Source organism: Mesorhizobium sp. M1143, assembly GCF_040318435.1.
Taxonomy (GTDB): Bacteria; Pseudomonadota; Alphaproteobacteria; order Rhizobiales; family Rhizobiaceae; genus Mesorhizobium.
On the sequence record NZ_JAMYMJ010000058.1, the window covers coordinates 16,914 to 29,822 of the forward strand.

The following is a 12,909-nucleotide window of genomic DNA, read 5'->3' on the forward strand; positions in this document are numbered from 1 at the left end:
CATGGCCGATATCGTCTTTCGCAATGTCAGCAAGCGTTACGGCACGACGCTCGCCGTCGACGACGCCTCGTTCACCGTCAATGACAACGAATTCTTCTGCTTCTTCGGGCCGCCGCTGGCGGGCAAATCGACAATCCTGCGCCTGGTGCTCGGGCTGGAGACGCCTGACGCCGGAGAGATCCTGATCGGCGGCAAACCGGTCAACACCGTCTCTCCGGCCGAGCGCAATGTCGCCATGGTGTTCCAGAACCTGGCGCTGTTCCCGCATATGAGCGCGCGCGAAAATGTGCGTTTCCCGCTGGTCGAGCGCAAGGTCGCCGAGGCCCAGATCGAGAAGCGTGTCGCCGACGTCGCCGCCAAGCTGCATATCGGCCACATCCTTCACAAGCCGCCGGCGCAGCTTTCCGGTGGCGAGCGGCAACGCGTGGCCATAGCCCGGGCCCTGGTGCGCGACCCGAACGCCTATCTGATGGACGACCCGATCTCTGCGCTCGATGCGCGGCTGCGCGAGGAAACGCGCGTCGAGCTCAAGCGCATCCAGCGCGAACTCGGCAAGACGCTGATCTACGTCACCCATGACCAGGAAGAGGCGATGTCGATCGCCGACCGCATCGCGATTCTGGAGAATGGGAGGATCCGACAGATCGGCGCCCCGTCCGAGATCTACGACCGCCCGGCGAACACCTATGTGGCGCGACTGCTTGGTTCGCCGATGATGAACATCCTTAAATCCGTTCGCGGCGAAGATGGCGTCGAGGCCGCCGAAGGCACGGTCAGCATCGACGATCGCGCTGCTCCGGCCGACGCGATCGAAATCGGGCTGAGGCCGGAGGACATCAAGGTCCGGCCCTGGGTCGACGGGGGCGCTGGCCGCCCGGCGCGCGTATTCGAGGTCGAGCCGCTTGGCGGCTACACGGTGGTAACGCTCGCCGCCGGAGAGGCGCGGCTGAAGGCGCTGCTGCGCGGCCAGCCCGACATCAGGCCGGATGCGGTGGTAGCGATATCCTGCGAGCCGGCCCGGGTGCATTATTTCGGGCAGGACGGAGGCGCGTTGGCGAGATGATCGCGGCTGCGAAAACAGAATTGCGGGAGGAAGACATGGCGAGCGAAGGCTTCGAGCCGGACGTGAAGGTCCGCACGAAAGAATACCGTATCGGCTGCATCGGCGCTGGCATGATCATGGCCGAATGCCATCTTGCCGCCTATCGCGAAGCGGGGTTCAACGTGGTGGCGATCGCCTCGCGCACCCGTTCCAATGCGCAGAAGGTCGCCGCGCGTTGGGACATCCCGACCGTCCACGACACACCGGAACAGCTGATCGAGAATCCCGAGATCGAGATCGTCGACCTGGCGTTTCCGCCCGATCTGCAGCCGGCGCTGATCCGCCATGCGCTGAAGCAGCCTCACATCAAGGCGATCCTGGCGCAGAAGCCACTGGCGCTGTCGGTCGATAAAGCCGTGAAGCTGCGCGACGAGGCAGCTAAGTCAGGCAAGATCCTCTCGGTCAACCAGAACATGCGCTACGACCAGTCGATGCGCGTGCTGAAGCAGATCATCGACAGCGGCGCCCTGGGCGACATCGTCTTCGCGCAGATCGACATGCATGCGATCCCGCACTGGCAGACTTTCCTTCAGGATTACGACCGGCTGACGCTCGCCAATATGAGCGTGCATCATCTCGACGTGCTGCGATTCCTGTTCGGCGATCCCTCGGAAATCACCACGCTGACACGCAAGGACCCGCGCACGGCGTTCGAGGATAGCGACGGCATCACCGTCTCGACTCTGCGCTTTCCCTCGGGCTTGCTCGCGGTGGCGCTGGAGTATGTCTGGTCCGGACCGCGCCAGGAGGGCTATCTGGACGACCAGCACATCAACTGGCGCGTCGACGGCACCAAGGGTGTCGCCAAAGGCACGATCGGCTGGCCGAAAGGCGTGGCCTCGACGCTGACCTATGCCTCGACCGAGACGACCGGCGGCGAATGGGTCAGCCCGAGCTGGGACACGATGTGGTTCCCGCATGCCTTCATCGGCGTCATGGAGCAACTGCAGCATGCGGTAAAGACAGGCGCGCCGCCGGCATTATCGGTGGCCGACAACGTCAAGACGATGGCGCTGGTCGAGGCCGGCTATCGCTCGATGGCGCAAGGCCGCACCGTCAAGCTTTCCGAAATCTCGATAAAATCAGCCAACTGAATCGCTTACAGGGAGGAATTCACATCATGATGCAGGCAGGTATTTTCACGGGCTATTTCCCGTACGGCCTCGAAGAGACGGCGAAGAAGATCCGCGGGCTCGGTTTCAACACGGTGCAGCTCGACCTGCATTTTAGGGATATCGATCTGTCGGCCGGGCAGATCACTGAGGAAAAGGCCAAGCAGGTGCGCGACGTCTTCCGCGACAACAACCTGCCGATCTGCTGCGTGTCGGGCTACACCAACATCATCCATCCCGACAAGGCCGAGCGCGACAAGCGCGTCGGCTATCTCAAGGAGATCATCCGCAACGCCCGCAGCTTCGGCTCGCCCTACGTGATCTCCGAGACCGGCACCTACAACACCGAATCCGACTGGGTCCATCATCCCAAGAACAAGACCGAGGAAGGATTCGAGGAATGCCGCAAGGTGATCGCCGAGCTTGCCCAGACCGCCTATGACCATGGCGCGGTCTTCCTCCTCGAGACCTACGTCAACAACGTCGTGGGCTCGGTCGAGGAGACGGTGAAGATGTTCGCCCAGGTCGACCATCCGGGCCTCGGCCTGCTGATGGATCCGACCAACTATTTCGAAACCCACAACATCGACAGGATGGACCAGATCCTGAACCAGGTGTTCGATACGCTGACCGACAAGATCAAGATCGCGCATGCCAAGGACGTCAAGCGTTCGGGCAGCGACAAGTCGGAAAAGCATGCCGACATCGGCGACGAGGATGCGATGGAGAGCCACACCTTCCGCGGCGTCGGCGAGATCGAGCTGCCGGCGCCCGGGCTGGGGTCGCTGAATTACGATCTCTATCTGCAGCGGCTGGCGGAAAAGCACCCAAACATCCCGGTCATCATCGAGCATCTCTCGGAAGACGACGTGCCGCGCGCGAAGAAATTCCTCGACGGGAAGTTCCGCGCCAACGGCCTGTGAGCGCCGGTTGCGCCGCCGGCGCATGGCGGCGCAACTCCAACCAAGGGAGGAATGAATGTTGAAATTCGCATTGAAAGTGGCTGCTGCGGCAACGCTGGTGGCCGGGGTCTCCTTGAGCCTGCCGGCATTCGCGCAGGACGGCCAGAAGACCTTCTATCTGCTGTCGCATGGTGGCCCTTCGGACGCGTTCTGGATCGACTGGAATGCCGGCGCAACCAAGGCCTGCGACCAGCTCAAGGTGACCTGCAAGATCTCGTTCAGCGGCGGCGACATGGCGGCGCAGAAGGAGGCTTTCAACTCGGCGCTCGCCGCCAAGCCGGACGGCATCGCCACCACCTCGGCTCAGCCCGGCCTGTGGACGGAGGAGGTGAAGGCCGCCAAGGCCGCCGGCATCCCGATCGTGTTCTTCAACACCGACGATCCGGCGACCGGGCGGCAGGCCTATGTCGGGGCCGACCTCAGGGAAGCGGGCGTCATCTGGGCCAAGTATCTCGTCGACCACAAGATGGTGAAGCAGGGCGACAAGGTGTTCCTGCCGGTCGAAGTGCCGGGCGCCAGCTACCAGCAGCTCGAGACCGAGGGCATCGCCAGCGTCTTCGATCCGCTCGGCATCAAGTACGACGTGGTCGATTGCGGCACCGACCCGGCCGGCATCATCGCCAAGATGACCGACTACATGGTCGCCAACAATCCGCCGGCAATCATTGCACTGGGCGATTCCGTGGCAGCAAGCATCAAACGCGTCTTCGACGGGGCCGGTGTGTCGGCCGGCAAGGTCCCGGTCGTCGGCTGGGGCAACTCAAAGGAGACGGCCGAGGCGGTCAAGTCCGGCTTCGTCAATGCTGCGGCCTGGCAGTACCCGTCGGCGCAGGGCTTCATGCCGGTGGCGCTGCTCGGGCTAGCGGCCTCTGGCGAGCCGATCGGCTACGACATTCACACATTCAGCCTCTACGACGCCTCGAGCGTCGAGCCGATCCTGAAACTCTACAACAAGTGACGACAATCGGCGCCCCCCCCCAAAAGGGGGGCGCCGGACGAAACGCATGGTCCTGACAGATATGGCAATCACAGCAGACGACGACACGCAGCGAGCGAAGGGCAGGTCTGCGCTGCTGCGTTCGCCGCAATTCTCCTCGCTCATCATCCTCATCGTGCTGCTCGTGGTGTTCGCCATCGCCGACGGCAACTTCCTGTCGCCGCTCAACATATCCAACATGATGGCGTTCCTGCCCGAGCTCGGCATCATCGCTCTCGGCATGACGCTGCTGCTGACGGCGGGCGAGTTCGATCTATCGGTCGGCGCCGTGTTCGGCCTTGCGCCCGTCGTGGTGATGCTGCTGGTGCAGAATGGCGGTATCGACATCGGCGTCGCCCTCCTGGCCGGGCTTGTGCTGTGCATCGCGATCGGCGCCATCAACGGGCTGATCGTCACCAAGATCGGCATTTCCTCCTTCCTGGTCACGCTGTCGATGCTGCTCGTCGTGCGCGGCGCGGCGCTCTACATCACGCAGGGATTCCCCCTGAAGTCGTGGGACCAGCCCGGCTTCTTCGTCACGCTGCTTGCCGGCAGCTTCAATGTAGGCTCGTTCCGGTTCTACACCTCGCTCTGGTGGTTCATCGGCCTGTCGCTGCTGGCGATTTACATCCTGCGCTACGCCAAGCTCGGCAACTGGATCAGCGCCATCGGCAGCAACCGCAACGCAGCGGTGGCGCGCGGCGTGCCGGCCGACGCGGTCAAGATCTGGCTGTTCATCCTGACCTCGGTGGTGGCCGGGCTGGCCGGCATGATCAGCGCGTTCCGGATTTCGGCCGCCTCGCCGGTGGCCGGCACCGGCTACGAACTCGAAGTGATCGCCATGGTGGTGGTCGGCGGCACGGCGCTCACTGGGGGGCGCGGCACCATCCTCGGCACCATCGTCGGCGCGCTGATGCTGCGCGCCATCCGCAACGGCATCGTGCTGATCGGCGTGCCGGGCTTGGCATACAACATCTTCGTCGGCGTCATCATCCTCGCCATGCTCATCCTGCACGCTTTGCTGCAGAAGAACGCCGCAAGGAGCTGACGATGGAAGTGCTGCGTCTGCAAGACCTGCAAAAGTCCTTCGGCAACGTGCGTGCGCTGAAGAACGCCTCGTTCACCCTCAACGAAGGCGAGGTGGTTGCCCTGCTTGGCGACAATGGCGCCGGCAAGTCGACGCTGATCAAAGCGATCTCCGGCGTCTTCCCGGCCGACCACGGCGACATCTTCGTGCGCGGCGAGAAGGCGTCGATCCGCTCGACGCGCGACGCGATGGACCTCGGCATCGAGACTATCCATCAGGACACATCGCTCGCGCCGGACCTCAGCATCGCGCGCAATCTTTTCTTGGGTCGGGAGCCGGTCAATTTCGGCTGGCTCGGCGTGTTCGCGCCCCTCGACCTCGCCAAGCTTCGCAACGCCGCCTCGGCGCTGCTGAAGCGGGTCGGCATTTCGAAAAAGCTCGATGCCGATGCACTGGTGAGCACGCTCTCGGGCGGTGAGCGGCAATCGATCGCGATCTCGCGCGCCATGCAGTTCGCCGCCAAGGTGATCATACTCGACGAGCCGACCAACAATCTTGGCGTCGAGGAAACCCACGGCGTGCTGCGCTTCGTCAAGGAGGTGCGCGACGCCGGCCACTCGGTGCTGCTCATCACCCACAACATCCACCACGTGTTCCAGGTCGCCGACCGCATCATCGTCATGCGCCGCGGCGAAATCGTCGCGGAACAGACGGTCGCCGACACCGACCTGTTGACGGTGGAAAGCATCATCACCGGCGCCGACATGTCGGCCTTGCTCAAGGAGGCGGGCAAAGTGAAGGACGTCGCATGGTAGAGCTTTACGGCAAGACGCTGTCGCGAAGGCAGGTGGCCGAGCGGTCCGGCATGCTGTCGCAGTTTGCCGGTGTGCGGCTTATGACGCTCGGCGACGGCGTGGAGCGCGGCATCCGGATGCTCGAGTTCCGCACCGGCTCCGGCCTGCGCTTCACGGCGCTGGTCGACCGGGCGCTTGATATCGCCGATTGCGACTTCCGGGGCCAGGCGATCGGCTGGCATTCGCCGAGCGGCTTTCGCCACCCCGGACTGCACGAGCATGAAGGGGAGGACGGTTTCGCCTTTGGCCGGTCGTTCTCGGGGCTGCTCGTCACCTGCGGCCTCGATCATATACTGGGCCGGCAAGACGTGCCGGCCGAAAGCTACAATTATCCCGGGCGCAAGCGGGTATTGCACTCGCTGCATGGCCGCATCGGCACCGTGCCGGCGCGGCTGACCGGCTACGGCGAGGCCTGGGACGGCGACCGCTGCGTGCTGTGGGCGGAAGGCATCGTCCAGCAGGCAACCGTGTTCGGCGAGGATCTCCATTTGCTGCGCCGCATCGAGGCCGATGTCGGCGGCAGCGAGATCCGCCTGTCGGACCGCGTCGTCAATCACGGTTTCAGCCGCACGCCGCATATGTATTTCTATCACGTCAATGTCAGCCATCCCTTGCTCGACGAGGGTTCGCGCTACCTGGCGCCGATCCGGGATGTCGTCTGGGCGGCGCACGCCGGCGAACGCTACGAGGCGCAGAAAGTCGGCTACCGAACCGTGCCGGCGCCGCAGCTGGGGTTCAGCGAGCAGGTCTGGGAGCACGAGCTTGGCTCCGATGCGGCGGGCGAGGTGCCGGTGGCCGTCGTCAATGACCACCTGGGCCTCGGCTTCGAGGTCGTTACCCGCAAGGATCAGCTGCCCTGCACCTATCAGTGGCAGAACTTCCAGGCCGGCCTATATGCCTTGGGAATCGAACCTTCGACGCATCATGTTCTGGGCAATCTCGCCGCGCGCGAACGGGGCGAGATGATCTGGCTGGACCATGGCGAAAGCCGCTCCTATGACGCCGTGTTCCGGGTGCTCGACGGTGCCGGCCAGATCGCCCAAGCGGAAGCGAGGATAGGGTCGATCGCCCGGCAGCCGCAACAGGATTACCCTGCGCCGTCGGGCGCTTTTGCGAGACTGCAGGCGTGACCGGCTTGAAACGCACGATCGGTTGCCGCGGCGGGCGGGAAGTGCGCCGGAATACGGAAGCAGGCGCGGCCCGGCCGGCCCCAGGCGGCCCTTGCGGAGCGCAGGCGGGAAAGCGGAGATGACGATGACGGCAAGCAGGAAGCGCGACTACAGCCTGGTCGGTGAAAGCACCAAGCGCGCCATTGAGACCGGATTGGCTTCGGCCGAATGGTATCACACCGATGTCCCGCGCAAGGCGATCAAGGAGTTGATGCAACGCTCCGACGGGCCGGCGATCCGCGACACGATCATCTGGGTCGCCGCGATCCTGGTGTCGGCCGCCGGCATCGTATGGTTCTGGGCCACGTGGTGGGTGGTGCCGTTCCTGTTCGTCTATGGCGTGCTTTACGGCTCGTCCAGCGACTCGCGCTGGCACGAATGCGGCCACGGTACCGCGTTCCGGACGCGCTGGATGAACGATGTCGTCTACCAGATCTCAAGCTTCATGCTGATGCGCAACCCCGTGCAATGGCGCTGGAGCCATGCCCGCCATCACACCGATACCATCATCGTCGGCCGCGATGCCGAAATCGCCGTCATGCGCCCCCCAGATCTGCTGCGGGCGGCGCTCGCCTTCACCGGTATTCTCGATTTCCGCTATTCGCTGCCGGCGCTGGTGCGCCAGGCGTTCGGCAAGCTGTCCGATGAAGAGAAGAGCTATATCCCCGAGATGGAGCAGCACAAGGCGGTGATCGCTGCGCGCTGGCATGTCGCCATCTATGCGGCGACAGTCGGGCTGGCGCTGTTCACGTGGTCGCTGCTGCCGCTGGTGCTGATCGGCCTGCCGCGCCTCTATGGCAGCTGGCACATGGTGCTGACAGGGTTGCTGCAGCATATCGGCCTGGCCGACAACGTGGTCGACCATCGGCTGAACACCCGCACCGTCTACATGAACCCGGTCAGCCGCTTCATCTACTGGAACATGAATTATCACGTCGAACACCACATGTTCCCGATGGTGCCCTATCATGCGCTGCCGAGGCTGCACGAGCTGATCAAGCACGACCTGCCGGTAGCGAACCCGTCGATGTGGCATGCCTATCGCGAGGTCTGGCCGGTGCTGCTGAAGCAGCTGCGGTACGAGGATTTTTATCTCAAGCGCGAATTGCCGCCGACAGCCAGACCCTATCGCGGCGAATTTCACCAGGTGGATATGTCGGCGGCGGCTGAATAGCCATAGCGGATGGTGCGGGAGCCGGAGATGGCCGACTGGATTGAAGCGTGCGCGGTCGATGACATCGAGGAAGAGGATGTCATCTGCTTCGATCCTCGCGGTTTGCCGCTCGCCCGATGACGAGCTCTTCGCCACCGACGGATATTGGACCCATGAGAAGGCGCATCTAGCCGAAGGGCTGGTGATCGACGACGTCATCGAATGCCTTGAAGCACATTGGCCGCTCTGCGACCGGCCAGGTCAAGGGCGCGCCGGTCTGCGTCAAGCTCGCGATCTATCCGATGAGAATCGAGGCCGGCAAGGTGATGATCCAGATCTGACGCGTGGTAACCGGTCCAGCACCGCGTTTAGCAAACTCAGAGTGACGTTTTCCTGAGCCGAAAGAGACAGACCGTCGCCGACGGGCGCGCCATGGAGGGTAAGCGCCAGCTGACCATGCTGCGCGTGCTGGTCATGGACGTGGCCGAGGGCCGCCGACCGGGCTGAGGTCGATCGTCTCGATGCCGCCGGAGTTGTGCTGAACCCTAGATCGCGATGCGGCCCCCAGCCTGTTCACCGTGCCGGGCTAGAATTTCTTCGAGATCGGCACCGCCGACTGTTTTCTAAGTTGGGCTTTCCGGCTCCACAAGACGGGCACCGACGCCGTCATTGCAGCGCCGGCTATGCCACGGTCACCGTGCCCAGACATATGTGCTTGGCCCTTTGACCCTGATCGACGAGGTCCTGATTCACTGCTGCTTCTGCTGATCAGCTTTGAGGTGCTGATTGTGCGGTTTGATCTGGCAGCGTTGATACTGGGCGCTACCGCGATCGAAGCGGAAGGACAGCGCCTACCGCAGCGGCAAAACGACCGCCTGAACAAGATCAGTGTGAGGGAAGGAGATGGAATTTATTGGTGCGCAGCGAGCGCGGCAAAGCTGCGCAGGTGATCGTGGCTGGAAAGCGTCGCTACAAAGGCTGTGCGTTGTCAGTTTGGAAGCCGACACGCGTCCGGCAGACGACGGTGATCTCGCTGGCTGACTGCGGCGCGGGATTATTATTGAACGACGGCAGGAAGTAGGCTCGGTGCCACGCCGTGCGTCCAGGACTCGGGTTGGAGTGGATTATGGTTCGGGGTGACCATAGCCGATCTGCGCAGCCTCGAACCTCCAGCGCTTGCCGCATGTTGGGCAGGGGTACAATTTTCACTTTCACGCTCGACCTGCTCCGCGTGTGCGTCAGGATGATGCTACACTCAAATTCTCACCACGGCTCAAGGTTCTCCTCGGCAGCGAGGCTTCATGCCGTAAGCGAGCCGCCCCGGGAAACTGATTTCAATTCCTTCGCAGCCGCAACGAGGCGCGGTCATTCCCGGCGGCTTTGATGAGCTCCATCACCTGCTCAGGCGTGATGCCGTTCTGCTGGGCAAAATGGAAGAATTCGTTGCGTTCGTTGGACGAGACCCGGTTCCTGTCGCGAAAATCACGCTCGGTTTTGTTGTCCGTCATCATCTTCTCCTTTCAACCTCAATTCGCCGGCCCGAACCGCCCCCTTGGAGCAAAACCCGAGACCGCCCAACGCGGAGGCTGATCGAGCCTCGCTAGGGCTGCTGCGAGTAGACGAAAGCTCCAACTGGCGAAAGCTGGGGGAGCTTGTCCAACGCCGGGGTGGGCTCGGTGCACGCCGTGGCATCGCTTCGGCGACTTTAACCACCCGCCCAGAACACGGATGGGAGCAGCCTCGGAAAGATCCGCCCACCAGGCAATGAAGCTACGCGAACACCGAGTTCCTCGTCCTGTAGCATCAGCAGACGCTCGTGGATGTCTTACCCGGCATTCTCGCCGGAATGATCGAAGTGGATGGCGAGGCCAAAGGCGAGCGCTCGCTCGGCGATCATATTGACAAGATGGCTTTCGCCGATCGACAGCGCCGGAACGGCCTCTTTCAACGCCTCGAGAGCGTGCCGTATCGACAAAAGACCCCGCCGCTTGCGGCTGCTCACATATTGATCGATCAGGGATTCCAGTGGCATCTGCCTGCCTCCGCTTCGGACAGGATCTCGTAGCGTGGCTGCGGAGCAACAGCATTCACATTGGTTAAGAGATGGCGGCGAACGCCATCATGCATGCCGCCAAAAACAGACGGCGGTGGGGCTGGCTGATTTACCCCGGGTTGGAGCGCTACCCTCGGGTAAGCATGGCACGACCGTCGCGCCGGGTTCGGACATTTTCGGTGCTACTGCTCCGGTACCGCGGAGGTTTGTGGATGGTTGCGTGCCGCCTCGGCGATTTCCGGAATGAATTTCGTCGCGGTGCAGCTTCGGTTTACATTGGCGCGGGCGGTAAATACCTCTTGCCCGCAGACTTGCGAAGCGAGCGCGATCGGCACGTGCACCGCCAGTGGCAACTCGGTCTCAGCCACTCCCAGATGTCTTGCAACCTGTTGCTTCACCTCCGGCCGGCCGAGCGAGACGTCAACGCCGACATCATCCTTGCCGGTCGGCGACGATCCTTGCGCCGGCAGTCGACCCTGCTTGGCTGTTTGCGACGAGTCGCCGGATTGCTGCGCGGGCTGACTTGTCTGCGCAGATGCCTCGACGCCCAAAGTCAGCGAGGCCGCCAGTCCCAAAAAAGCCCGGAGCCCCAAAGACGCAACCCGAAGTCCGAATGTGCTCATTGTCATGTTCCTCACCGTGCGGGGTTCAACCTGGCGCGCTCAGAGTTCGGTGTTGCTTCGGCCTCTTTCGAAGACAGGGATGTCTTCCTCCTCCTCATCATTGTCACCGGTTGGTATGTCCTCGGCGTAGCTGCGGGTCAGTTCCTCGGTTTCGCTTAAGCCGTCGATCGTCTCATTGGCGCCTGCCCCTTCATCATGACGACCGGTAATTTCGCTGCGGGGCCTTGCGCCGATCGGCTGGTCGACATCGTCGGCTCCCCCGAAACCTGGCTCCGCGCCGTGCCTGTCTTCGTGGCCCACGGGGCTGTCCAACACGGCGGCATCCTCCGGGCGAATGGGTTCATCATTGGCGAAGTCACTTCGTCTCGAATGCGAGGTCTCGTTTTGCTTTGGCATGTCAGGTCTCCTGTTCGTTTGGCAAATTCGACGACGCTGGTGCTTGCACGCCGGACTACCTGAGCGACGCACCCTTTAGAGCCTGCATCGACGACCGCTTGAAGGTTGCAGCGTCCCTGGGGGCGGAGGCAGTGCCAGAGGGTTGGCACAGACTCCACAGCGCCGCGAAGAACCAACGTCGTGGCCAGATCCACTCAGCCCTGAGAACCGCTCTTGCTCAGTTGCTGGGCATGTTTGAAATGCTGCCGGATGAGCCGGCGCGGTCTTTTTCGCATGGGCCGCCAAATGTTTTTCCTGACCGTTTTCCGCATAGGAGGTCATCAGCGTCAGGGCTTCCTGGTGCGCTGCAACCTGGGCGTCGACGTAGGCGTTATCGAACGCCCCTCTGCTGTCGTTGCTCAATGCTTCCAATTGGGCAGCATGCTTGCTTGTCATCTCCGGTGCCACTGCGACGTCGTCCTTCTTTGCCGCCGCAATGAGCCGCTTGGAAGAATTCGTGTGGTCCTTGATCATCATGCGAGCGAATTCCTTCACTCGTGATGTCTTCGATTTCCGCAGCGCCAACTCACTCGACTGGATCTCGAACATGTCTGAACTCGCAGCTGCTTTGACAAATTCCTGCGGGGACGTCGTCGCGGTCTGAGCCATTGCCCCCGGGCTGATGAGACCGATGGCGATCGCAGCCAAAAGCACTTTGACGAAATACATGTTGTGCTCCCAACACGGCCGAGCTGCCGTTGTTCCCCTTTTTGTGACAATAAATACCGGGCGGCAGGCGTAGACCCCGAATGGCTCCTGCTCAGCGCTTTGATCATAGATCCGGCCGTATTGCAGGACCGGTGACTGCGCGGAGCTCAGCGCGGTTCTCCGACAAGGCACTATGATCGCAGAGCAGCCGACCGACTTCGTAAGCCCAGTGGATGCGCAGGAGTGCGCTGTTTGCCGACCCGTCGCCGTGGGTCACGCGTCGTGGCAGACCTGTCCGACAGGCCCATGAAAACTTCTGCAAAGCTGCGATGATGATGGGCAAATAGGCCCAACACCTAGCTTAGTATAAAACGCGCCCGCTGGCCCCGGCCGGCGGGCTCTTTCGTTTGCCCTCGGAACCTGGGTCAATTCGCACAGTTGCTCCCCTGGGGTGGCGCGGGCCGCCTCGAATCTGAGATTCTGTTAATCGCCCGAAGCGGGTGCTACCCTCCCTGCCGCGAGCCGGAATGCATAACGATTGCGGATGTGGCTGTTAAAATAGACGCCCTTGGCAAAGGCAGCTTTGAACGCGGCAAAGGCCTCAGCAGGTACGTCCAAAAACTCGTAATGCTTCCCGCTCGCTACAAACCAAACCGAGAGAACCCTGGTGCTGGGGTCATAGTCGAACTTGCGTATCGAGGTCGACGGCATGGTATGCCATCCAAACTCAGCTAGCCGAGTTGGATCGCCAGCTACAGGCTGAAACTGTATTCGAATATGTGGCCGCGCTTTTCG

At 62.5% G+C, this 12,909-nt stretch carries 15 protein-coding genes and 1 pseudogene; 10 read left to right on the forward strand and 6 right to left on the reverse strand.

Annotated elements, in window-relative coordinates; all coding sequences use genetic code 11:
* The first annotated feature begins 1 nt into the window (after nt 1).
* The 10 genes and pseudogenes from NKH35_RS26850 to NKH35_RS26895 all read left to right on the forward strand — a co-directional run bounded on the left by NKH35_RS26850 (nt 2) and on the right by NKH35_RS26895 (nt 9,436).
* The gene (locus NKH35_RS26850) at nt 2-1,063 is read left to right on the forward strand and encodes an ABC transporter ATP-binding protein (protein ID WP_023689428.1); all 1,062 of its coding nucleotides are present in this window, start codon (nt 2-4) and stop codon (nt 1,061-1,063) included.
* 35 nt (nt 1,064-1,098) lie between these two features.
* A complete protein-coding gene (locus NKH35_RS26855) occupies nt 1,099-2,196 on the forward strand; it encodes a Gfo/Idh/MocA family protein (protein WP_352916960.1) in 1,098 nt (365 codons plus the stop codon).
* A 26-nt stretch (nt 2,197-2,222) separates the two neighbouring features.
* Nucleotides 2,223-3,137: a sugar phosphate isomerase/epimerase family protein gene (locus tag NKH35_RS26860; RefSeq protein WP_023689427.1), complete on the forward strand. Its 915-nt coding sequence runs from the start codon at nt 2,223-2,225 to the stop codon at nt 3,135-3,137.
* Nucleotides 3,138-3,192: 55 nt separating this feature from the next.
* Nucleotides 3,193-4,134: a sugar ABC transporter substrate-binding protein gene (locus NKH35_RS26865; RefSeq protein ID WP_023689426.1), complete on the forward strand. Its 942-nt coding sequence runs from the start codon at nt 3,193-3,195 to the stop codon at nt 4,132-4,134.
* 61 nt (nt 4,135-4,195) lie between these two features.
* Complete coding sequence (locus NKH35_RS26870) at nt 4,196-5,200, forward strand: ABC transporter permease (protein WP_050586906.1); 1,005 nt, start codon at nt 4,196-4,198, stop codon at nt 5,198-5,200.
* The gene (locus tag NKH35_RS26875; RefSeq protein ID WP_023689425.1) at nt 5,197-5,994 is read left to right on the forward strand and encodes an ATP-binding cassette domain-containing protein; all 798 of its coding nucleotides are present in this window, start codon (nt 5,197-5,199) and stop codon (nt 5,992-5,994) included. The genes NKH35_RS26870 and NKH35_RS26875 overlap by 4 nt, the downstream gene beginning before the upstream one ends.
* Nucleotides 5,988-7,163 carry an aldose 1-epimerase family protein gene (locus NKH35_RS26880; RefSeq protein WP_023673170.1) on the forward strand — a complete coding sequence of 392 codons (1,176 nt, stop codon included), beginning with the start codon at nt 5,988-5,990 and terminating at the stop codon, nt 7,161-7,163. The genes NKH35_RS26875 and NKH35_RS26880 overlap by 7 nt, the downstream gene beginning before the upstream one ends.
* 118 nt (nt 7,164-7,281) lie before the next feature.
* Nucleotides 7,282-8,376 (forward strand): fatty acid desaturase family protein, encoded by a 1,095-nt coding sequence (locus tag NKH35_RS26885; RefSeq protein ID WP_023685252.1) that lies wholly within the window; start codon nt 7,282-7,284, stop codon nt 8,374-8,376.
* A 27-nt stretch (nt 8,377-8,403) separates the two neighbouring features.
* Nucleotides 8,404-8,696, forward strand: a pseudogene (locus NKH35_RS26890) (Rieske 2Fe-2S domain-containing protein).
* A gap of 572 nt (nt 8,697-9,268) precedes the next feature.
* Nucleotides 9,269-9,436: a hypothetical protein gene (locus NKH35_RS26895; protein WP_155927361.1), complete on the forward strand. Its 168-nt coding sequence runs from the start codon at nt 9,269-9,271 to the stop codon at nt 9,434-9,436.
* A 253-nt stretch (nt 9,437-9,689) separates the two neighbouring features.
* Here the strand turns inward: NKH35_RS26895 and NKH35_RS26900 are convergent, their stop codons facing one another.
* The 6 genes from NKH35_RS26900 to NKH35_RS26925 all read right to left on the reverse strand — a co-directional run.
* A complete protein-coding gene (locus NKH35_RS26900) occupies nt 9,690-9,863 on the reverse strand; it encodes a DUF3606 domain-containing protein (RefSeq protein WP_023689424.1) in 174 nt (57 codons plus the stop codon).
* A 317-nt stretch (nt 9,864-10,180) separates the two neighbouring features.
* On the reverse strand, nt 10,181-10,387 hold the full coding sequence (locus NKH35_RS26905) for a hypothetical protein (RefSeq protein ID WP_023673164.1): 207 nt from the start codon (nt 10,385-10,387) through the stop codon (nt 10,181-10,183).
* 203 nt (nt 10,388-10,590) lie between these two features.
* Nucleotides 10,591-11,031 carry a hypothetical protein gene (locus tag NKH35_RS26910; protein WP_031202956.1) on the reverse strand — a complete coding sequence of 147 codons (441 nt, stop codon included), beginning with the start codon at nt 11,029-11,031 and terminating at the stop codon, nt 10,591-10,593.
* A 39-nt stretch (nt 11,032-11,070) separates the two neighbouring features.
* Entirely contained in the window at nt 11,071-11,427 is a 357-nt protein-coding gene (locus tag NKH35_RS26915; RefSeq protein ID WP_023685250.1) for a hypothetical protein, read from the reverse strand.
* A gap of 75 nt (nt 11,428-11,502) precedes the next feature.
* A complete protein-coding gene (locus NKH35_RS26920; protein ID WP_023689422.1) occupies nt 11,503-12,135 on the reverse strand; it encodes a DUF4142 domain-containing protein in 633 nt (210 codons plus the stop codon).
* A gap of 462 nt (nt 12,136-12,597) precedes the next feature.
* A partial coding sequence (locus NKH35_RS26925; RefSeq protein WP_352916962.1) for a KTSC domain-containing protein occupies nt 12,598-12,909 on the reverse strand: 312 nt, incomplete at its 5' end.

Bases quoted from the DNA above. Each gene is read 5' to 3' on its own strand.
- NKH35_RS26850 (WP_023689428.1), top strand. From the start codon at position 2: ATGGCCGATATCGTCTTTCGCAATGTCAGCAAGCGTTACGGCACGACG.
- NKH35_RS26855 (WP_352916960.1), top strand. From the start codon at position 1,099: ATGGCGAGCGAAGGCTTCGAGCCGGACGTGAAGGTCCGCACGAAAGAA.
- NKH35_RS26860 (WP_023689427.1), top strand. From the start codon at position 2,223: ATGATGCAGGCAGGTATTTTCACGGGCTATTTCCCGTACGGCCTCGAA.
- NKH35_RS26865 (WP_023689426.1), top strand. From the start codon at position 3,193: ATGTTGAAATTCGCATTGAAAGTGGCTGCTGCGGCAACGCTGGTGGCC.
- NKH35_RS26870 (WP_050586906.1), top strand. From the start codon at position 4,196: ATGGCAATCACAGCAGACGACGACACGCAGCGAGCGAAGGGCAGGTCT.
- NKH35_RS26880 (WP_023673170.1), top strand. From the start codon at position 5,988: ATGGTAGAGCTTTACGGCAAGACGCTGTCGCGAAGGCAGGTGGCCGAG.
- NKH35_RS26885 (WP_023685252.1), top strand. From the start codon at position 7,282: ATGACGATGACGGCAAGCAGGAAGCGCGACTACAGCCTGGTCGGTGAA.
- NKH35_RS26900 (WP_023689424.1), bottom strand. From the start codon at position 9,863: ATGACGGACAACAAAACCGAGCGTGATTTTCGCGACAGGAACCGGGTC.
- NKH35_RS26905 (WP_023673164.1), bottom strand. From the start codon at position 10,387: ATGCCACTGGAATCCCTGATCGATCAATATGTGAGCAGCCGCAAGCGG.
- NKH35_RS26910 (WP_031202956.1), bottom strand. From the start codon at position 11,031: ATGAGCACATTCGGACTTCGGGTTGCGTCTTTGGGGCTCCGGGCTTTT.
- NKH35_RS26915 (WP_023685250.1), bottom strand. From the start codon at position 11,427: ATGCCAAAGCAAAACGAGACCTCGCATTCGAGACGAAGTGACTTCGCC.
- NKH35_RS26920 (WP_023689422.1), bottom strand. From the start codon at position 12,135: ATGTATTTCGTCAAAGTGCTTTTGGCTGCGATCGCCATCGGTCTCATC.